Source organism: Conyzicola sp., from assembly GCF_057073975.1.
This window is the reverse complement of sequence record NZ_JBXMIS010000136.1, coordinates 1-19,387: the sequence shown is the minus strand read 5'-3', so window position 1 is coordinate 19,387 and position 19,387 is coordinate 1. Positions and strand designations below refer to the sequence as shown.

Here is a 19,387-nt window from a genome sequence, read left to right as displayed (position 1 = left end):
CAACTGGCCGTCTGTGCAGACTGGATCCGAGAGCGTGCTCCCGGGGATGGAGCAGACGTGGCCCAGCTCAACAACCAGAAGCAGTCCAAGACCCAGCCGACGGCGGGCCTCGCCACCGCAGAGAGAACCTATGTTCTCGACACCTCGGTGCTTCTGTCTGATCCGAAGGCCATCTTCCGCTTCGCGGAGCATGCGGTCGTGCTGCCCGTCGTTGTGATCTCCGAACTCGAGGCCAAGCGCAACGATCCGGAGATCGGCTACTTCGCCCGCCAGGCACTGCGAAACCTCGATGAGCTGCGTGTGCAGCACGAGCGCCTCGACTTCCCCATCGCGATCGGGGATGGCGGCTCACTGCGCGTCGAACTCAACCACTCGAGCATGGCCGTTCTGCCATCCGGGCTGCAGCTCGGCGACAACGACTCCCGCATCCTCGCCGTCGCAATGAACCTCGCCAACGACGGCCTTGCCGTGACGGTCGTCTCGAAAGACCTGCCGCTGCGCGTAAAGGCCGCCTCGATCGGCCTGCAGGCAGAGGAGTACCGCGCAGAGCTCGCCGTCGACGCCGGGTACACCGGGCAGGTCGAGCTCGACCTCAGCTCTGAGCAGATGGCCCAGCTCTACGACGAGGAGACGCTGTCGTCGCGGCTGGTGCAGGACCTCCCGGTGAACACCGGACTCGTCATCCACTCCGACCGCGGCTCTGCCCTCGGCCGCGTCACCGGCCGTGGAGAGCTGCGTCTCGTGCGCGGCGACCGCGACATCTTCGGGCTGCACGGCCGCAGCGCAGAGCAGCGGCTCGCGATCGACATGCTGCTCGACCAGGAGATCGGCATCGTCTCGCTCGGCGGTCGAGCCGGCACAGGAAAGTCGGCGCTCGCGCTGTGCGCCGGGCTCGAGGCGGTGCTCGAGAAGCAGCAGTACCGCAAGATCATGGTCTTCCGCCCGCTCTACGCGGTCGGTGGACAGGAGCTCGGATTCCTTCCGGGTGACGCCGCAGAGAAGATGAATCCGTGGGCGCAGGCGGTGTTCGACACGCTCGGCTCCGTCGTCTCGCAGAACGTGCTCGACGAGGTGATCGAGCGCGGGCTGCTCGAGGTGCTGCCGCTGACCCACATCCGCGGCAGGTCGCTGCACGACGCCTTCGTGATCGTCGACGAGGCCCAGTCGCTCGAGCGCAACGTGCTGCTCACCGTGCTGAGCCGCATCGGCCAGAACTCGCGGGTCGTGCTCACCCACGATGTCGCCCAGCGGGACAACCTTCGCGTCGGTCGACACGACGGTGTTGCCAGCGTCATCGAGTCGCTCAAGGGGCACCCGCTCTTCGGGCACATCACGCTGGCCCGCTCTGAGCGCTCCGCCATCGCCGCCCTCGTCACAGAGATGCTGGAGTCCAACGAGCTGGCGTAACCCTCACGTTCGACCCACAGGTGGCATCAACGGATAATGGATGTCATGGCCGCCAGAACCTCGACGCGATCGCGCGTGCCCGCCCACGGCATCCGTGCCCGCTCCGGGGCCGCTCCTGTGGGGTTCGGCGCGCTCATCGGCGCGGTGGTCTCCGCAGCCACCGTTGCGGTGCTCGTGCTCAGCGGCATGGCGCCGATCGGCGAGCCGGTGGCGGAGGTGGTGCCGGAGGTCAGCGTCGTCGAAGAGACCCCGGTTCCCGTGCCGACAGAGGTCGCGGGCTCATGGGTGCGCGAGAGCCTCGCGCTCGAGCCGCCGATGGGCTGGAACAGCTGGAACCAGGTGAACTGCGACGGGCTCAACGAGGCCGTGGTCAAGGGCGCCGCCGATGCGATCGTCGCGAGGGGACTCGACAAGGCCGGCTATGAGTACGTCGTCGTCGACGACTGCTTCCAGGCGGGGCGCGACGCCGATGGAACCCTGCTCGTCGACCCGGCCCGCTTTCCCAGCGGCATGAAGGCGGTGGCCGACTACGTGCACTCGCTCGGCCTCAAGTTCGGCATCTACGCCGTGCCCGGCAGCGTGACCTGCGGCAACTACTGGTCGAAGTACCCGGTGAAGGGCATCGGCACGCTCGGCCACGAGACCCAGGACATCGCCCTCTTCGTCGAGTGGGGCGTCGACTTCCTCAAGTACGACTGGTGCCGCGCGCACATCAACGACAAGCTCGACCCGGCGACGTCGTTCGTGCTCATCGACCAGGTCATCAAGGACTCCGGCCGGCCGATCGTGCTCTCCATCTCGGAGTACGGCGACTACGCGCCGTGGACCTGGGCACCCGGGGTCGCCAACATGTGGCGCACGACGCACGACATCCATCCGTACTGGGTCTCCATCCTCAAGCACATCAACCTGCAGGCGCCGCTGGCGGGAACCTCCCGGCCCGGTGCGTGGAACGACCCAGACATGCTGCAGATCGGCAATGGCGGCATCTCGATGAACGAGACCCGCACGCACTTCGCCATGTGGTGCATGCTGGCGGCCCCGCTCTTCCTCGGCACCGACATCGCGGCGCTCCCAGAGGAGACCATCGGCATCCTCGCCAACCCGGAGCTGCTCGCGATCGACAAAGACCGCCTCGGCATCCAGGCGGCGCGCGTGAGCGACGTCGGCGGGCTGCAGACGTGGATGCGGCAGCTGGCCGACGGCGGCTACGCGGTCGCCTTCTTCAACACCAACGCCTCGGCCACGACGATGTCGGCGACCCTGGCATCCCTCGGAATCCCGGCAGGGAACTACGCACTCCGCGACGCGACGGCGCAGTCCGATCTCGGCGCTGCGACAGACACGCTCTCGGCACCCGTGAACCCGCACGGCACCGTGGTGCTCACGCTGCACCCGTCGTCGTAGAAACCCGTGCAGCGTCGCCACTTGACGGGTGGTTGTAACGTGCGCAACCCTCAATCATGAACTCGCGACCCCTCTCGCTCGTATCGGTGGCAATCGTCAGCGCGGTCATGCTCACCGCGTGCGGCCCCGGGGGCGGCGTCGACGGCCCAGCGGAGCCGTCCATCCTCACCGACGACCTCGACCTCGACAGCTATCGGGCCGAGGGGTCGATCGACGGCCTGACCTGGTCGGCCGACCTCTGCGCGCTCAACCTCATCCCCACCTGGGCGGTCTACCGCGACGGCAAGGACGACCCGTTCTATCGCATGCAGTTCGAGGCATACGACAAGGACATCGAGGGCGGCGTCGTCACCGGCATGTGGCGTCTTGGTGATGACGTGAATCACCCGGTGCAGGTCACGAGCGGCACCTTCTCTGTCGCGACCGACGCCGGCGCGCAGAAGAACGGCACCATCTCGGTGAGCCTGGAGGTCACGGAGTACCTCCCGGCCGGCGGGAGCGTCGACCGGGTGGTCAGCGGCGCGCTCAACCTCACGCCCGTGGTCGAGTCGCCAGGATGCACGGTGACCGACACGCCGGAGTACCTCAAGGAAGCGCTCGAGACCTACGCGGGCCCGACCGGAGGCGGCGTCTGAGCTGGTCGGGAGTCTGGGCTAGCCCGGGTGCGTCATCGACATGACGTCGAGTGACGTGTCGAGCTGCTCTAGCGTTACCTCGCCGCGCTCGACGAAGCCGAGGTCGATGACCGACTCCCGCACGGTGATGCTCTTGGCCACGGCGTTCTTGGCGATCTTCGCCGCAGCCTCGTAGCCGATGAGCTTGTTGAGCGGCGTCACGATCGACGGCGACGACTCGGCGAGCGCACGCGCGCGCTCGAGGTTGGCCTCGAGCCCGTCGACGGTCTTGTCGGCGAGCAGCACGCTCGAGTTGGCGAGCAGCCGGATCGACTCAAGCAGGGCCGTGCCCATGACGGGGATCGCGACGTTGAGTTCGAAGTTGCCGGTTGCCCCCGCCCAGGCGATCGTGGCGTCGTTGCCGATGACGCGGGCTCCAACCATGATCACCGCCTCGGGAATGACCGGGTTGACCTTGCCTGGCATGATCGACGAGCCGGGCTGCAGGTCGGGGATGTGCAGTTCGCCGAGTCCGGTGTTGGGGCCAGAGCCCATCCAGCGAAGGTCGTTGCAGATCTTGGTGAGCGAGACGGCGATGACGCGAAGGGCACCGGATGCCTCGACGAGGCCGTCGCGGGCGCCCTGCGCCTCGAAGTGGTCCTTCGCCTCGGTGATGGGGAGCCCGCTGTCGGCGGCGAGCGAGGCGATGACCTTCTGCGGGAAGCCCTTCGGGGTGTTGATGCCCGTGCCGACGGCGGTGCCGCCGAGGGGAACCTCGGCGACGCGCACGATCGTGGACTGCACACGCTCGATACCGAGGCGCACCTGGCGGGCGTAGCCGGCGAACTCCTGGCCGAGGGTGACGGGGGTGGCGTCCATGAGGTGGGTGCGACCAGACTTGACCGCGTCTTTCCAGAGCACGGCCTTCGCATCGAGGGCGCTGGCGAGGTGCTCAAGGGCGGGGATGAGGTCGCCGAGAAGGGCGCCGGTGACGGCGACGTGCACCGAGGTGGGGAAGACGTCGTTCGACGACTGGGAGGCGTTGACGTGGTCGTTCGGGTGCACCGGCGAGCCGAGGCGGGTGGTCGCGAGCGAGGCGAGCACCTCGTTCATGTTCATGTTCGACGACGTGCCAGAACCGGTCTGGTAGGTGTCGACGGGAAACTGGTCGTGGTGCGCGCCGCCGATGAGCTCGTCGGCCGACTCGGCGATCGCGGTGGCGATGGCGGTGTCGATGATGCCGAGCTCGCCGTTGACGACAGCCGCCGCCTTCTTGATGCGGGCCAGAGCGACGATCTGGGCTGGCTCGAGCCCGCTGCCGGAGATCGGGAAGTTCTCGACCGCACGCTGGGTCTGCGCGGCGTAGAGCGCGTTGACGGGAACGAGAACCTCGCCCATGGTGTCGTGTTCGACTCTGAACTGTGACTCTGACACGGGTGCTGCCTTTCGGTTGTGCGCGGGCGAGCGCTAGAGATTGCCCACGTGGATGTCTGCGATCGCCGTGCCTTCCAGCAGGCGGTAGTTCGCACCGACGATTGCCAGCGTACCCGCGGCGATCGCGTCGCTGATGAGCTCAGAGCTCTCGATGAGCTCTGCGATGGTGTCGCGCAGGTGCTCCCGCCCGACATCCTGCGGGTCGAGCTCGCCCTGCGCTTCGACGCGGCGCACGGCGGGAACGATCCTCGAGACGAGGTTGGCGATGTGGGTCGGCAGCACGGGTGCGTCGGGGGCGACCGAGTTGATCGCGGCGGCCACGGCGCCGCAGGCGTCATGCCCGAGCACGACGATGAGGGGAACGTGCAGCACCCCGACCGCGTACTCGAGAGACCCGATGACCGAGTCGCTGATCACCTGGCCGGCGTTGCGCACCACGAAGAGGTCGCCGAGGCCCTTGTCGAAGATGATCTCAGCAGAGAGCCGGGAGTCGCTGCAGCCGAAGAGGGCGGCATGCGGCTCCTGGGTCTCGAGCACCTCGGCACGGCGCTCCACGTCCTGGCGGGGGTGCAGCGGCTCGCCGCGCACGAAGCGCTCGTTGCCGCGCACCATCTCTGCCCATGCCTTGGCGGGTGTTCTGTCGGGCATTGCTACTCCAATCCGAGGCTGGCGGCGAGGATGGTGAACTCCTCGACGCCTGCGGTTCCATAGAGCACGACGCTGTCGTCGTCGCCGATGTCGCTGATCCAGACCCGGGCGTAGTTGCCCGGGTCTTCTGTTCCGATGGTCTCTGTCCAGCGGCGGCCGTCGACGTCGACGTTCTCTGGCTCGCTGGTGGTGTCGGCGAAGTGCGTGGCGATCCACGTGTCGTTCGCGGCGAAGCCCTGCTCGAAGCCGATGTACTGGCCGCGCGGGGTGATGAATCCGATGTACCAGGTCTCGACCTGCTCAACCGTGCGCAGGGTCGCGGCGTTCGCCGTCCACCCCTCTGGCAGGTTCGGCACGATGAGCGTCTCGCCCTCTGGAGCAATGGTCTGCGAGGCAACCCCGCGGTAGTCGACGGGGTCGATGGGAGCAGGATCTGGTCGTACGACGACGAGAACGAGCAGCAGCACGACGATGAGGGTGGCAACGAGCGACCACACGAGGTTGCGCACCGTCTGGTTGGCGCGGTGCAGGCGCGACTGCGCGGCCTTGCGGTCCGCGGTCTCCTGAGGAGTCTCTGGACGGCCGAGCTCGGCTACGACGCGCTCTGCCATTACTCTGCTGCCGCGGCTCGAGCCGCGTCGAGCCGTGCCTTCGCCCCGAGCAGCCACTGCTCGCAGCGCGCTGCGAGTGCCTCGCCGCGCTCCCACAGGGCGAGCGACTGCTCGAGGGTAGCCGAGCCCTGCTCGAGCTCGGTGACCACGCGGATCAGCTCGTCGCGCGCCTGCTCGTAGCTGAGGTCGTCGACATCGGGGGAGGGGGTGCTTGCCACAGTGCGATTCTACCGTTCGGTCTCGCGGGCGTCGTCGGACTCGTCAACAGTCGACCGGATGCGGCCGCTCGCGAGGGTGAGCAGCAGGTGCGTGCCGGGGGCGGCATCCTTCGCATCCCGCAGCGCCGTGCCGTCGGGAAGCTGCGCGATCGCGTAGCCGCGGTCGAGGGTGCGCTGCGGCGAGAGGGCGCGCAGGTGGCCGAGGTGCTCTCCGAGCTGCTGCTGGGCGCGCTCGACCACGCGGTCGGCGAGCTCACGGCTGCGCGAGATGTAGCGGCCGAGCTCCTCTGCGCGGGAGTCGACGATCCACATCGGGTTCGCGAGAGCGGGGCGGGAGCGCAGCTGGCCGAGGCGGTCGATCTCGACGGAGAGCATGCCGGTCACCCGGGTGCCGATGCGCGCCCGGGCCTGGGCGACGCGGGCCAGCTCCTCTGCGACGTCGGGCACGACGCGCTTGGCGGCGTCGGTGGGGGTGGAGGCTCGCAGGTCGGCGACGTCGTCGAGCAGCGGGCGGTCGGCCTCGTGGCCGATCGCGCTGATGATGGGGGTGCGTGCGGCGGCGGCGGCACGCACGAGCGCCTCGTCGCTGAACACGAGCAGGTTCTGAAAGTCGCCGCCGCCTCTCGCGACGATGATGACCTCGACCTCGTCGTCGGCATCCAGTCGGGTGATGGCGGCGATGACCTCGCCGACCGCGCGGTCGCCCTGCACGGCGGCATAAGCGATGCGGAACTGCACGGCGGGCCAGCGCAGCTGGGCGTTGCGCAGCACGTCTTTCTCCGCGTCGGAGTCGCGGCCGGTGACGAGGCCGATCACCCCGGGCAGGAACGGTATCGGCTTCTTGCGGTCGAGGTCGAAGAGCCCCTCGGCGCGCAGCGACTGCCGCAGCCGCTCCAGCCGCTCGAGCAGGTCGCCGAGGCCGACGTGGCGCATCTCGAACACCTGCATCGTGAGCGTGCCGCCCTTGACCCAGTAGTTGGGCTTGACGAGCGCGACCACCCGGTCGCCCTGCTTGAGGTCGGCTGGCAGCTTCGCCTTGACCGACGACCAGATGGTGAAGCCGATCGTCGCGTCTTGCTCGAGGTCTTTGAGCTTGCCGTAGACGTTGCCGCCAGAGACACCCCACTGGGTGATCTCGCCCTCGACCCAGACGGAGCCGAGGCGGTCGATCCATCCCTTGATCTTCGAGGAGAGCAGCGCGACCGGCCACGGGGTGTCGACGGTGGGTGCAGCATCCGAATCGCTCATCGCGAATCAGCGTAGTGCGCTGCACCGACCTCCGCCTCAGGCAGTGGCCCTCAGCCCGCCGGTAGAATCGGCTGGTGAGCACAATCTCGAACGGGGCCCTCGGTGTCAGCATCGGGATGCCGCGCACCCTCCCGGTTCGTGGTCGCCTGGTCGACCTGCCGGTCGACGGCGCCAAGCGCGTGATCCTCGCCGCCCCGCGCGGTTACTGCGCCGGCGTCGACCGCGCTGTCATCGCCGTGGAGAAGGCGCTCGACCGCTTCGGGGCACCGGTCTACGTTCGCAAGCAGATCGTGCACAACATCCATGTGGTCTCCTCCCTCGAGCAGAAGGGCGCGATCTTCGTCGACGACGTCGACGAGGTGCCAGAGGGCTCGCACATCGTCTTCAGCGCCCACGGCGTGTCGCCCGCCGTCGTGCAGGGCGCAGCCGACCGCAACCTCGACGCGATCGACGCCACCTGCCCCCTCGTCACCAAGGTGCACCGCGAGGCGATGCGGTTCGACCGCGACGACTACGAGATCCTGCTCATCGGCCACGCTGGCCACGAGGAGGTCGAGGGCACCATGGGCCACGCGCCAGATCGCACGACCCTCGTCAACAGCCCGGCCGATGTGCCGAACATCGTCGTGAAGAACCCGGAGAAGCTCGTCTGGCTCTCGCAGACGACCCTGAGCGTCGATGAGACGATGCTCACCGTGAACCTCTTGCGGGAACGTTTTCCGACTCTGCAGGATCCGCCCTCTGATGACATCTGCTACGCCACGCAGAACCGCCAGGTCGCGATCAAGAAGGTCGCCGAGAGCGCGGAGCTCGTCATCGTCGTCGGCTCAGCTAACAGCTCCAACACCGTGCGCCTCGTGGATGTCGCCCTCGAGAACGGCGCGAAGGCGGCCTACCGCGTCGACTACAGCTCCGAGATCCGCCAGGAGTGGCTCGAGGGCATGAGCACCATCGGCGTCACCTCGGGAGCCAGCGTGCCGGAGGTGCTCGTGCAGGAGGTGCTCGACGAGCTCGCCGACGCGGGATACCGCGACGTGAGCCAGGTCGTCACGGCAGAGGAAGACCTCATGTTCTCCCTGCCGAAGGAGCTGCGCAAGGATGCCGCCGGCAACCCCGACGAGCGCGGACTCGGTGGGCGCGTGCGCACCCTCGACTGGCAGCGGGAGCGCCCCTAGGAGCCTGCCCAGGCCAGCATGACGGCGTAGAGCGCGTCGTCGGTGCGCAGGATCACCGCGAACGTCGAGAACAGCACGACAGCAGCGATCGCCCCGGCCGCCAGCGGCACCCAGAACGACGTGCGCCCGGCCCGGATGCGGGAGCGGGTGATCCGCAGCGCCGCGACGAACAGGATCACGTGGCTGCCGATCAGCACCGCCTGAACGAGCGGGATGTTGGCCGCCGGCTCGTAGTCGCCGGTTCCGCCGTACACCGTGTACGCCATGCGCAGCCCCGCCTCGAGGTCGAGGGAGAAGAACACGGTGTTGAGCGTGGAGAGGAAGCCGATCGCGATGAGCACCGCGCTGAGGATCGCCTCGCGTGACCGTCGCGCGGGCGGCGAAGCCGGAGTCGGGGTCGGCGCGGCAGCCGCGGGTGGCGGCGCGAATCGCGGATCGCCCGGCTCCGCGTACTCGCCGTACTGCGGTACGGCAGGTCGCGAAGCCGGGTCCTCTGGCGATGACATGGCTAGATCTTGTTGCCGGCGGAGCCGAGCTGCTGGGTAGCCTCGACGACACGGGCGGCGAGAGCGGTCTCTGCGGCCTTGCCCCAGGCGCGGGGGTCGTAGACCTTCTTGTTGCCGACCTCGCCGTCGACCTTGAGGAATCCGTCGTAGTTGCGCAGCACGCTGTCGGCGACCGAGCGGCTGTAGGCGTACTGCGTGTCGGTGTCGATGTTCATCTTGACGACGCCGTTGGCAACCGCCTCGGCGATCTCTGCGTCGGTGGAGCCCGATCCGCCGTGGAAGACGAGGTCGAGGGGGAAGGCCTTCGTGCCGTACTTGGCCTGCAGCCCGTCCTGAATCTCCTTGAGCAGCGCGGGGCGCAGCTTCACGCCGCCCGGCTTGTAGACGCCGTGCACGTTGCCGAAGGTGAGGGCTGCCATGTAGCGGCCCTGCTCGCCGAAGCCGAGGGCCTCGACGGTGGCGATCGCGTCGGCGAGGGTCGTGTAGAGCGCCTCGTTCGAGCCCTCGTGGGCGACGCCGTCCTCCTCGCCGCCGACGACGCCGATCTCGACCTCGAGCACGGAGTGGATGGCCTTCATGCGGGGAAGGATCGTCGTGGCGATCTCGAGGTTCTCATCCAGCGGCACGGCGGAGCCGTCCCACATGTGCGACTGGAAGATCGGGTTGCCGCCGGCCTTGACCTGCTCCTCAGAGGCGGAGATCAGGGGAAGCAGGAAGTCGTCGAGGGCGTTCTTCGGGCAGTGGTCGGTGTGGAGCGCGACGGTGACCGGGTAGTTCTTGGCGACCTCGGTCGCGAATGCGGCGAAGGCGAGGGCGCCGGAGGCACGGGCCTTGACGCTCTGGCCGGCGAAGAAGTCGGCACCGCCCGTGGTCACCTGGATGATGCCGTCGGAGCCAGCCTCACTGAGGCCCTGCAGGATGCCGTTGATGGTCGACGACGAGGACGCGTTGATCGCGGGGAAGGCGAAGCCGCCCGACTTGGCCTTGTCGAGCATCTCGGCGTACTGCTCTGGGGTTGCGACGGGCATGGGTTCTCCTCGAAAAGCGATGGTAGGTAACGCGAAAAGTCTACTGACCTCCTCGACTGGCTAGAATCGGGAGTACGTCGACCCGTCTTCGCGGGTCCCCACCACGGCGCCCCTTCGATCGACAAGGACGTTCTGCCGTGGCCACGACCGATACCGGTTCCCTCTTCCTCCACCCCGACCGCAACCTCGGCATGGAGCTCGTGCGTGCCACGGAGGCCGCCGCCATCCGCGCTGTTCCCTACATCGGGCGAGGTGACAAGAACGCCGCCGACGGCGCCGCGGTCGACGCCATGCGCAAGTTTCTCGGCACGGTCGACTTCGAGGGGGTCGTGGTCATCGGGGAGGGGGAGAAGGATGCCGCCCCGATGCTCTACAACGGAGAGCACGTCGGCAACGGCACCGGCCCCATGTGCGACATCGCGGTCGACCCGATCGACGGAACCTCGCTCACGGCCGCCGGGCGCCAGAACGCCCTGAGCATGATCGCCGTCGCCGACCGCGGCAGCATGTTCGACCCGAGCGCGGTGTTCTACATGGACAAGATCGTCACCGGCTACGAGGGCCATGGTGTCATCGACATCGCCCGGCCGATCGGCGAGAACATCCGGGCGCTCGCGAAGGCGAAGGGCAAAGACGTCTCCGACATCGTGGTCGCAGTGCTCGACCGGCCGCGGCACGCAGAGCTCATCCAGCAGATCCGCGACGCGGGGGCCGGCACGCGCCTTCTGCTCGACGGCGACGTTGCCGGGGGCATCAACGCGGCGATGTACGGCACGCGCATAGACATGTGCGTCGGAGCGGGCGGCACGCCGGAGGGCATCATCACGGCGTGCGCGCTCAAGGCTCTCGGCGGCTTCATCCAGGGCCGCCTCACCCCAAGAGACGACGACGAGACCCAGAAGGCGAAGGATGCCGGGCACGACGTCGAGCGCATCCTCACGATCGACGATCTCGTCACGAGCGACAACACGTACTTCGTCGCGACCGGAGTCACCGACGGCCAGCTCGTGGCGGGGGTTCGCAAGCTCGGGCCCGTCATTCGCACCGAGTCGATCGTGCTGCGCGGCCGCTCCGGCACGGTGCGTCGCGTGGTGGCCGACCACCTTGCGGAAAAGTGGCTGTAGCTATGTGGGCATCTCGAGCTGGAACTCGTCGCTCGTGAGCTGCTTCGGCGTCGTCTCGATCTGCACGGTGCTGCCGAGCACCTTCGACTCGTCGAGGGCGTTGAGCTTGCGGGCCGTCACGAGCACGCGGCTCTCGAGGGAGTTCGCGAACTGGTTGTAGCTCGAGACGGTCGAGTCGATCGATCGGCGCAGCTTGTCGGCGTGGTCGCTCAGCGTCGCGAGGCGTGCATAGAGCTCCTTGCCGAGGTCGAAGAGGTTCTTCGCGTCCTCGGTGAGCACATCCTGCTGCCACGAGAACGCCACGGTCTTGAGCACCGACCACAGGGTGACAGGGGAGGCGAGGGCGACGCGCTTGCTGAAGGCGTAGTCCATGATCGAGGGGTCGGCCTCCATGGCGGAGGAGACCAGCGACTCACTCGGGATAAAGGCGATGACGAGCTCTGGCGACGAGGCGAGGCCCTGCCAGTAGGCCTTGCTCGCGAGGGTGTCGATGTGTCCACGCACCTTCTTCACGTGCTCCTTGAGCAGCTGCTCGCGGCGCGCGGCCTCAGCTCCCGTGGCGGTGACCGGGATGCCGCTCGCCTCGAGGTAGGCGTCGAATGGCACCTTGGCGTCCACAGCGATGTTCTTGCCGCCGGGCAGGTGGATGACCATGTCGGGTCGACCCGCGCCGGCATCCGACAGCACCGAGTGCTGCACGTCGAAGTCGACCCGCTCGATGAGCCCGGCCGCCTCGACGACGTTGCGCAGCTGCGTCTCGCCCCACACCCCGCGGGTGGAGTTGCTGCGAAGCGCCGACGCGAGCGACTCGGCGGTCGAGCGCAGCCGCTCCTCCGACTCGGTGGCGCTCTTCAGCTGCTCGCTCAGCTGGCCGTGCTGCAGGCTGCGCTGGGTCTCGAGCTCTGTGACCTTCTGCTGCATCGTGCGAAGGGTCTCCTGCACGGGGGTGAGGGCCTGCAGCACCTTGCTCTCGCCGCGCTCGCGCAGCTCGCGCTCCTCGCGCTCGAGGCGCTCGCGCTCGGTGAACTCGCGGTACTGCTCCTGCTGCGCGCTGATCTGCTCGCGCAGGCCGGCTGCCGTTGCCTGGATGGCGGCGAGCTCTGCGCTGATCGTCGCGCGGTGCGCGGCCTCCTCCGCTCGCACCGACACGAGGGCGGCCGCGTGCTGTGCCTCGAGCACCGCCGGATCGACGCCGGAGAGGGCGGAGCGGCGGGCGCGGGCCACGAGCAGTCCGATGACGACGCCGAACACGGCGCCGAGCACGATGCCGAGCAGGAGAGTGAGGATGGGATCCATTCGTCCAGTGTCGCAGTGACCGCCCACATCGCGGCCGAGACTCGGGGACAATAGAGCCATGCGGTGGTTCCGTCGGCGTCGAGGGGGGTGGCTCGGTACCTACGAGCCCCCGGAGCCGCGCGACCCCGCACCGATCGAGAGCGTCATCGACGACGGCATGCTCATCGCCGAGTCGGTGGTACGCATGACACTGCGCAACCGCGTCATCGTCGACGCCCTGCGCGACGGCCGCGATCTCGACCGCGCCGCCCTCGCCGATGCTGCGGCCGCTGAGCTCGAGGCCCTCGCCGACAACGAGTGGGAGTCCGCGCAGCGCGTGCGCTTCCGTCGTGAGGGAGTGCGACTCGACGACCCCTTTCCCGACGAGAACGCCAACGACTACCGCATCGAGAGCGAGCGGCGGGAGAAGGTGCACGTCGCCATGTCGAAGGCGTTCGCCGAGCGGGCGACGCAGCGCGACATCCTTGATGCCCTCGTCGAACGCGCGCGGCTCGAGGCGTGGAACGAGGTCGCACCCGTGATCGTCGAGCGTGCCGCGGGGGAGCTTCCCGTCGACGAGGACTACGCAGAGCAGCGCGCCGAGCGTATCGCAGCACTGCTCGCACTCGACCTCACGGCGCTGGCCGTGGAGCGAGGCGTGGAGCTCTAGGCGAGGGCCGCCGGCGCGTAGTCCGCGCCGATGTGGCCGATGCGGGCACTGGTGAGCTTGGCGAGACCGGGGATGTCCTCCGCGTCGTGCCGCTTCGACGCGTGCACGATGATCGCGGCGCACGCCTCGGCGTCGGCGAGGGCGTCGTGGTGGGCGAAGTCCTCGAAACCCGCCGCCATCGCAGCGACGGGAAGGCGGTACGAGTCGAGGTGGTAGGTCTTGCGCGCAACCTGCAGGCTGCACAGGTAGCGAAAGTTCGGAGTTGGAACGAAGGATGCCGCGCACGCCGCCGCGATGACCCCCATGTCGAAGCCGGCGTTGTGGGCGACGAGATGGTCGCCGTCGGCGAACTCGAGGAGGTCGCCGAGCTGCTCGCTCCACAGCAGTGCGTCGACGACGTCGACCGCCATGATGCCGTGGATGCGGGTGTTCCACTCGGTGAACGAGTCGTGGCCGAGGGGCGGCTTGATCAGCCAGCCGGCCTTGTCGACGACGCGGCCATCCCGCACCTTGACGAGCCCGACGGAGCACGCACTCGCGCTCGACGAGTTGGCGGTCTCGAAGTCGATCGCGGTGAAATCCAGTGGCACAGGTTCACTGTCTCACGCGCGACCGACCTCGGCACCGGAGCAACCGGCGCGTCGCCCCCTAGAGGCCGAGCTTCTCGAAGACGAGGGTGGCCTGGATGCGGTCGCCGCCGGCGATGCCCTTGCTGCCAGAGGCAGCGGTCGAGATCGTGTGCAGTCGGTAGCCCTTGGCCGACTGCTCGTTGAGCACCTTCTCGAGGCTCGTGAGGTTGCCGGAGCCGGTGCCGAAGAGCTTCTCCTTGAGGATGATCTGGAGGACGACGTAGTTCATGGGGCTTCTTTCTCTGGGTGTGGGGGAGTGCCCACAACGCTACAGAGTGGCGCGATCGGCAACCGCCCCCAGTGCGGGGGAATGGCCGGCACGCCTCGGCCGTTGCACCCACCATGACCCGTGTCGGCTTCCTCTCCTTCGGCCACTGGCAGGACGTGCCTGGCTCCCTCACGAGAACCGGAGCAGATGCGCTGCTGCAGGCGATCGAGCTCGCGGTCGCTGCCGAGGAGGTCGGCGTCGACGGCGCGTACTTCCGCGTGCACCACTTCGCCCGACAGCACGCCTCGCCGTGGCCGCTGCTCGCCGCTGCTGCCGCTCGCACGTCGACGATCGAGCTCGGCACGGCCGTCATCGACATGCGCTACGAGAACGCCCTCGCGATGGCAGAGCTCGCGGCCCAGGCCGACCTCATCGCCAGCGGCAGGCTGCAGCTCGGCATCAGCCGCGGCTCACCAGAGCACGTCGTCGACGGCTGGCGCGCGTTCGGCTTCGAGCCACTGGATGACGAGACAGACGCCGACATGGCCCGGCGCCACACCGATACCTTCCGCCGTGCGATCGCGGGCGAGGGATTCGCGCCGGGCAACCCGCGCATGATCGGCACGACCGCGCTGCAGCCCGTGCTGCCGCAGTCGCCCGGTCTGGAGAGGCGCGTCTGGTGGGGTGCCGGCACGCGGGCAACCGCCGTCTGGACGGCAGAGCAGGGCATGAACCTCATGAGCTCGACCCTGCTGACGGAAGACACCGGCGTGCCCTTCGACCAGCTGCAGGCAGAGCAGATCCGGCTGTACCGCGACGCGTGGACCGCGGATCGCGCGCCGCGGGTCTCGGTCAGCCGCAGCATCCTTCCCGTCTTCGACGACGAGACGCGGCGGTACTTCGGGCTCAACGCCCAGGCCGAGCAGCGCGACCAGGTCGGCATGCTCGACGGCGCTCAGTCGCGCTTCGGGCGAAGCTACATCGGCGAGCCCGACGTGATCGCAGCAGAGCTCGCACAGGATGCCGCGGTTCAGGCCGCCGACACCGTGCTCGTGACCGTGCCCAACCAGCTCGGCCCCGAGTTCAACGCGCGCCTGCTCGAGGTCATCGTGCGCGACGTGATGCCGGTGGTCGACGCGTAGCTAGCGCGCCCGCCGAGCGATCTTGCGCGCGTCGATGCCCACCTGGCGGATGTTGCCGGTGATCGGGTTCGAGTAGCCGAGGAAGAAGAGGCCCTCGAGCCCGGGCAGCTGCTCGTCGGCGTTGATGAGCGGGCGGCCGCCGGGAGCGATGACGCCGAGGTCGCCGACGAGGGGCTCGAGCCCGCGCTGGAATCCGGTGGCAACGAGCACGACGTCGGCGGTGACGGAGGTTCCGTCGGCGAGCTGCACGGCATCCTTCGTGAATGACTCGACGGCACCGACAACGGTGATGCGGCCCGCCTTGAGCGCGTCGATGAGACCGACGTCGATCGTCGGGGTGACGTCGTCGAAGGCCTGCTGCGAGAAGATTCCGCGGGGTGCCCTCGGCAGTCCGTAGCGGCTGAGGTCGCCGACGGTGAGCACCTGCATGCCTCGGGCGACCTTGTCGGCAACCGTCGTCGGCAGTGGATAGGTGCCGACGGTGAGCGACTGCGTCGGGATGCCGAGCACCTCGCGCCGCACGATGTTCGGGGGAGTGCGCATCGCAAGCGTCACGGCCGTGCCGGCACCCGCGAGGTCGGCGGCGATCTCCGCGCCGCTGTTGCCTGGACCGACGACGAGCACGTGCTGTGCCTCGAGGGCGGCGGGGTTGCGGTACTCGCTCGAGTGCACGACGCGGCCTGCATAGGATGCGAGCCCCGGCCAGTCCGGAATCTTCGCCGTGTGGTTGTAGCCGGTTGCGATCACGAGCGCATGCCCGGTGAGGGTGCCGATCGACGACTCGACCTGCCATCCGTCGTCGGACTTCGCGACCGACGTGGCCGTCACCCCGAGCCGCACGTCGAGCTTCTCCTGCTTCGCGAAGTCGGCCAGGTACTCGCGAAAGTCGTCGCGGGCCACCCAGCGGCCGTAGCGCTTCGGCATCGGCCGACCGGGCAGCGAGCTCATCGTGCGCGCGGTGTGCAGGTGCAGCCGGTCGTAGTGGTGCGACCAGCTTGAGCCGACGCTGTCGGCCTTGTCGATCACGGTGACCGTGTAGCCGACCTTCTGCAGTTCGGATGCGGCAGCCAGACCGGCCGGACCGGCTCCGATAACGATGGCGTCTTTGCCCTCAGTGCTCATGCGACGACTCTAGGGGCAACCGCGCCCGGTACCCTTGTCACTCGTGGCTCTAACAATCGCGATCGTCGGACTCCCTAACGTAGGCAAGTCCACCCTGTTCAACGCTCTCACCAAGAGCTCGGTGCTCGCGGCGAACTACCCGTTCGCCACGATCGAGCCGAACACCGGCATCGTCTCGCTGCCCGATGCCCGCCTGCATGTGCTCGCCGACATCTTCGGCTCAGAGCGCATCCTGCCCGCGGCCGTCTCGTTCGTCGACATCGCCGGCATCGTCAAGGGCGCTTCCGTCGGTGAGGGCCTCGGCAACAAGTTCCTCGCCAACATCCGCGAGGCCGACGCCATCGCGCAGGTCGTTCGCGGCTTCGAAGACCCGGATGTCGTGCACGTCGACGGCAAGGTCGACGCGGCCAGCGACATGGAGACCATCAACACCGAGCTCATCCTCGCCGACCTGCAGACCCTCGAGAAGGCGCAGGCGCGCTACGAGAAGGAGCTGCGGGCCAAGAAGATCACCCAGGCAACGGTGGATGCCGCCGCAGAGGCGGTCGCGTGGCTCAACGAGGGCAAGCCGCTCTCCTCCTCCACGGAGATCGAGCTGCCCCTCATCGCCGAGCTGGGCCTGCTCACCGTGAAGCCCTTCATCTACGTCTTCAACGTCGATGAGACCGTGCTGGGGGATGACGCCAAGAAGGCGGCGCTCGCGGCCCTCGTCGCCCCGGCCAAGGCCGTCTTCCTCGACGCCAAGCTCGAGGCAGAGCTCGCCGACCTCGACGCAGCCGACGCGGCAGAGCTGCTTGCCTCGACCGGCCAGGACGAGAGCGGCCTAGACCAGCTCGCCCGCATCGGATTCGACACGCTCGGCCTGCAGACCTACCTCACGGCTGGTCCGAAGGAGGCCCGCGCCTGGACCATCCACAAGGGCTGGAAGGCGCCCCAGGCCGCCGGCGTCATCCACACCGACTTCGAGAAGAAGTTCATCAAGGCAGAGATCATCGGCTTCCAGGATCTCGTCGACACCGGCTCGATCGCCGAGGCCCGCGCCAAGGGCAAGGCCCGCGTCGAGGGCAAGGACTACGTCATGCAGGATGGCGACGTGGTGGAGTTCCGCACCGGGGCGTAGGCAGCCATGATGGGCACATGAGCAATCTTCCCCTGAACGAGGACGATCGCGTGCGTGCCGAGATCCGGGTCCAGCTGGAGATCCTGAAGCGAGCCGTGCGCGATGACCCGCTCTCGCAGGAAGCCCGGCTCGCTCTCGCCTCCGCATATCGTGAGATCGGCCTTCCTGACCAGGCAGGGCGCTGGGGGTCGCTCACCGAGGGGTGGGCGACGGAGGTCGAGCGCGATCGCTTCGCGCGGCTGCTCGGCGCGTCCGCCATTGGAAGGGCGGAGATCCGGTCGTTCCTCCTGTTGCCGTCTGGAGCGACTGTGCCAATGTCGGTGACCGAGCTCATCGCGGGGCCAGCCGCGGACTACCAGGTCGAGTTCGGCATCCGCGGCAGAATGGGGAGCCCTCCGCCGACGAGTGCCACCCGCGCCAGAGGGGCTGCGGCTTGGCTCGCTGGCGGTGCCAGTGCGATCTCTCTGATCACAGTGCTCGCGGTGTACTTCGTTGCTCTCACGGGAGGCCCGTCGGCGCCGTTCATCGCCCGCGTTGGAGGCGCTGGAGTGGTGGGGTTTGCCCTCGCGGCCGTCGCCGCGTGGGCAATATCTCGCGCTCTCGATCGTCGTCGGCGGCGCGGGCGCAGCGCTCCCTACGTCAGTGCAGACGTTCCACGTGGCAACTGACGCACACTAGGTGCTCGGGGCCGGGTCATGCTGTGGCGCTCCCGCCAACAGCGCAGCCACGTGACCCAGCTGCTCCGTGTCGACCGCCCACTCGAGACGGCCGTCTGGGGTGACGAGGGTGATGACCGTCACGAGGGGACGCATCCGGCTCACTCTCGACAGCGCGAGTGATCCGGTCCGCGCCACGTCTACCTCGATCTCGCGCGAGCCGACGATCCCCATGGTCGGGTGGAATGTGATGTGCCCGGCACTGATCATCGCCGTGCCGTTGCTCCACTCCGTGCCGATGTCGTAGACGCGACCGTCGACAGCGCGGATGTCGCTTCGCACCTCGTTCGCGGCGAGCCGTGGTCGCCGAGAGCGCCCGAATAGCTCGAGGATGCCGCCGAGAATGACCTCGCCGATGAGGTGCACGAAGAACCAGGCGATCACCTCGACAACGACGCCCATGGCAGAAGTATTGCAGGGTGCTCACCTACCGGTACGTGTCGCGCCGATGCGCGATGGTGACGATCTCGATGTCCAGGACGTCATCCATGACCTGGTAGATGACGCGGTACTCGCCGCGGGGAGGTGAGTACCGCTGCGCAGAACTGGTCAATCGAACCTCGCACGGTTCCACAGGTGCAAAAATCCGGTTGGATGCGGGGTGCGGGTCACAATGGCACTCGCTACCTCGATCTAGCCGGAGTTCTGACATTAAGCGCAGAACGGCGCCCGCCGAAGCGGACGCCGTTCGCGTGAAGCGCGAGCTACTCGGCCGGTGCTTCCTCAGCAGGAGCGTCGAAGCCGCACTGCTCGATCTCCTGGTCGACCTGGAGGGTGAGGCGGTCCTTGCCGGCCGCGTGGGCATCCGCGACGGTTCCCGAGTAGATCGTGTTGTCCTTCGACTCGAGGTTGACCGCCGAGGCGTCGTTGCAGAGGTGGAATACCTCGCCCGACTTCGTCCAGAACACGAGGTTCTGGCCGGTGATCTGCTCCACCTGCGTCGTCTCGGTGTCGTACTGCTCCACCGACGGCGAGCTGAGCGATGTGCTCGTGTACCCGACGACGAGCAGCAGCACGATGCCGACCGCGCCGGCGATGCCCTTCTGCTTGCCGTCCATGTCCTTGTTGAGGAAGATCAGCACGAT

Annotated in this window: 22 protein-coding genes and 1 pseudogene; 9 read left to right on the top strand and 14 right to left on the bottom strand. The window is 68.1% G+C overall.

Translation table 11 applies throughout. The annotated features are described in order from the left end of the window. Positions 1-57: 57 nt before the first annotated feature. The 3 genes from phoH2 to AC14A7_RS12265 are packed head-to-tail and all read left to right on the top strand — an operon-like array spanning position 58 to position 3,449. The gene (gene phoH2 / locus AC14A7_RS12275; RefSeq protein WP_484009443.1) at positions 58-1,407 is read left to right on the top strand and encodes an RNA 5'-3' helicase PhoH2; all 1,350 of its coding nucleotides are present in this window, start codon (positions 58-60) and stop codon (positions 1,405-1,407) included. A 45-nt stretch (positions 1,408-1,452) separates the two neighbouring features. Beyond that, positions 1,453-2,814: a glycoside hydrolase family 27 protein gene (locus AC14A7_RS12270; protein ID WP_484009441.1), complete on the top strand. Its 1,362-nt coding sequence runs from the start codon at positions 1,453-1,455 to the stop codon at positions 2,812-2,814. Between the two features lie 56 nt (positions 2,815-2,870). After that, on the top strand, positions 2,871-3,449 hold the full coding sequence (locus AC14A7_RS12265) for a hypothetical protein (RefSeq protein ID WP_484009439.1): 579 nt from the start codon (positions 2,871-2,873) through the stop codon (positions 3,447-3,449). An 18-nt stretch (positions 3,450-3,467) separates the two neighbouring features. On the opposite strand, the gene AC14A7_RS12260 is transcribed toward AC14A7_RS12265, so the two are convergent. Genes AC14A7_RS12260 through xseA form a run of 5 tightly spaced genes read right to left on the bottom strand, consistent with a single transcriptional unit; the run spans position 3,468 to position 7,587 of the window. After that, the gene (locus AC14A7_RS12260) at positions 3,468-4,862 is read right to left on the bottom strand and encodes a class II fumarate hydratase (RefSeq protein WP_484009437.1); all 1,395 of its coding nucleotides are present in this window, start codon (positions 4,860-4,862) and stop codon (positions 3,468-3,470) included. 33 nt (positions 4,863-4,895) lie between these two features. Next, positions 4,896-5,510 carry a carbonic anhydrase gene (locus tag AC14A7_RS12255; protein ID WP_484009435.1) on the bottom strand — a complete coding sequence of 205 codons (615 nt, stop codon included), beginning with the start codon at positions 5,508-5,510 and terminating at the stop codon, positions 4,896-4,898. A gap of 2 nt (positions 5,511-5,512) precedes the next feature. Beyond that, complete coding sequence (locus AC14A7_RS12250; RefSeq protein ID WP_484009433.1) at positions 5,513-6,121, bottom strand: DUF4245 family protein; 609 nt, start codon at positions 6,119-6,121, stop codon at positions 5,513-5,515. Further along, positions 6,121-6,339, bottom strand: coding sequence for an exodeoxyribonuclease VII small subunit (locus AC14A7_RS12245; RefSeq protein ID WP_484009431.1), 219 nt, complete (start codon positions 6,337-6,339; stop codon positions 6,121-6,123). The genes AC14A7_RS12250 and AC14A7_RS12245 overlap by 1 nt, the downstream gene beginning before the upstream one ends. 9 nt (positions 6,340-6,348) lie before the next feature. Next, positions 6,349-7,587 (bottom strand): exodeoxyribonuclease VII large subunit, encoded by a 1,239-nt coding sequence (gene xseA / locus AC14A7_RS12240; protein ID WP_484009429.1) that lies wholly within the window; start codon positions 7,585-7,587, stop codon positions 6,349-6,351. Between the two features lie 116 nt (positions 7,588-7,703). Here xseA and AC14A7_RS12235 point away from each other — a divergent pair, with 116 nt between their 5' ends. Then, positions 7,704-8,762 (top strand): 4-hydroxy-3-methylbut-2-enyl diphosphate reductase, encoded by a 1,059-nt coding sequence (locus AC14A7_RS12235; RefSeq protein WP_484009485.1) that lies wholly within the window; start codon positions 7,704-7,706, stop codon positions 8,760-8,762. On the opposite strand, the gene AC14A7_RS12230 is transcribed toward AC14A7_RS12235, so the two are convergent. Both AC14A7_RS12230 and fbaA read right to left on the bottom strand, forming a co-directional pair. Then, on the bottom strand, positions 8,759-9,268 hold the full coding sequence (locus tag AC14A7_RS12230) for a DUF6264 family protein (RefSeq protein WP_484009428.1): 510 nt from the start codon (positions 9,266-9,268) through the stop codon (positions 8,759-8,761). The genes AC14A7_RS12235 and AC14A7_RS12230 overlap by 4 nt on opposite strands. A gap of 2 nt (positions 9,269-9,270) precedes the next feature. Then, on the bottom strand, positions 9,271-10,296 hold the full coding sequence (gene fbaA, locus AC14A7_RS12225; protein ID WP_484009426.1) for a class II fructose-bisphosphate aldolase: 1,026 nt from the start codon (positions 10,294-10,296) through the stop codon (positions 9,271-9,273). A 191-nt stretch (positions 10,297-10,487) separates the two neighbouring features. On the opposite strand from fbaA, the gene glpX reads away from it, so the two are divergent. Then, positions 10,488-11,420 (top strand): class II fructose-bisphosphatase, encoded by a 933-nt coding sequence (gene glpX / locus AC14A7_RS12220; protein ID WP_484009483.1) that lies wholly within the window; start codon positions 10,488-10,490, stop codon positions 11,418-11,420. Here the strand turns inward: glpX and AC14A7_RS12215 are convergent, their stop codons facing one another. Then, a complete protein-coding gene (locus tag AC14A7_RS12215) occupies positions 11,421-12,716 on the bottom strand; it encodes a DNA recombination protein RmuC (RefSeq protein WP_484009424.1) in 1,296 nt (431 codons plus the stop codon). It lies immediately after the preceding gene. A 58-nt stretch (positions 12,717-12,774) separates the two neighbouring features. Here AC14A7_RS12215 and AC14A7_RS12210 point away from each other — a divergent pair, with 58 nt between their 5' ends. Beyond that, positions 12,775-13,365, top strand: a complete 591-nt coding sequence (locus tag AC14A7_RS12210) for a hypothetical protein (protein ID WP_484009422.1) — start codon at positions 12,775-12,777, stop codon at positions 13,363-13,365. On the opposite strand, the gene AC14A7_RS12205 is transcribed toward AC14A7_RS12210, so the two are convergent. Continuing rightward, entirely contained in the window at positions 13,362-13,955 is a 594-nt protein-coding gene (locus AC14A7_RS12205) for an exonuclease domain-containing protein (RefSeq protein ID WP_484009420.1), read from the bottom strand. The two genes, AC14A7_RS12210 and AC14A7_RS12205, sit on opposite strands and share 4 nt — an antisense overlap. Before the next feature lie 58 nt (positions 13,956-14,013). After that, positions 14,014-14,223: a DUF4177 domain-containing protein gene (locus tag AC14A7_RS12200; RefSeq protein WP_484009418.1), complete on the bottom strand. Its 210-nt coding sequence runs from the start codon at positions 14,221-14,223 to the stop codon at positions 14,014-14,016. A gap of 113 nt (positions 14,224-14,336) precedes the next feature. Between AC14A7_RS12200 and AC14A7_RS12195 the strand changes: the two genes are divergently transcribed. Then, entirely contained in the window at positions 14,337-15,344 is a 1,008-nt protein-coding gene (locus AC14A7_RS12195; protein WP_484009417.1) for an LLM class flavin-dependent oxidoreductase, read from the top strand. Here AC14A7_RS12195 and AC14A7_RS12190 read toward each other — a convergent pair whose 3' ends face one another. Then, the gene (locus AC14A7_RS12190; RefSeq protein ID WP_484009415.1) at positions 15,345-16,466 is read right to left on the bottom strand and encodes a flavin-containing monooxygenase; all 1,122 of its coding nucleotides are present in this window, start codon (positions 16,464-16,466) and stop codon (positions 15,345-15,347) included. Positions 16,467-16,509: 43 nt separating this feature from the next. On the opposite strand from AC14A7_RS12190, the gene ychF reads away from it, so the two are divergent. Further along, positions 16,510-17,586, top strand: a complete 1,077-nt coding sequence (gene ychF / locus AC14A7_RS12185) for a redox-regulated ATPase YchF (RefSeq protein WP_484009413.1) — start codon at positions 16,510-16,512, stop codon at positions 17,584-17,586. A 17-nt stretch (positions 17,587-17,603) separates the two neighbouring features. Then, a complete protein-coding gene (locus AC14A7_RS12180; RefSeq protein WP_484009411.1) occupies positions 17,604-18,254 on the top strand; it encodes a hypothetical protein in 651 nt (216 codons plus the stop codon). Positions 18,255-18,260: 6 nt separating this feature from the next. On the opposite strand, the gene AC14A7_RS12175 is transcribed toward AC14A7_RS12180, so the two are convergent. From AC14A7_RS12175 to AC14A7_RS12165, 3 genes and pseudogenes are all read right to left on the bottom strand, one after another. After that, on the bottom strand, positions 18,261-18,704 hold the full coding sequence (locus AC14A7_RS12175; RefSeq protein WP_484009409.1) for a hypothetical protein: 444 nt from the start codon (positions 18,702-18,704) through the stop codon (positions 18,261-18,263). 25 nt (positions 18,705-18,729) lie between these two features. Continuing rightward, a complete protein-coding gene (locus tag AC14A7_RS12170) occupies positions 18,730-18,855 on the bottom strand; it encodes a type II toxin-antitoxin system RelE family toxin (RefSeq protein WP_484009407.1) in 126 nt (41 codons plus the stop codon). Between the two features lie 151 nt (positions 18,856-19,006). Further along, positions 19,007-19,387: pseudogene (locus AC14A7_RS12165) on the bottom strand (hypothetical protein); the annotation flags it as partial.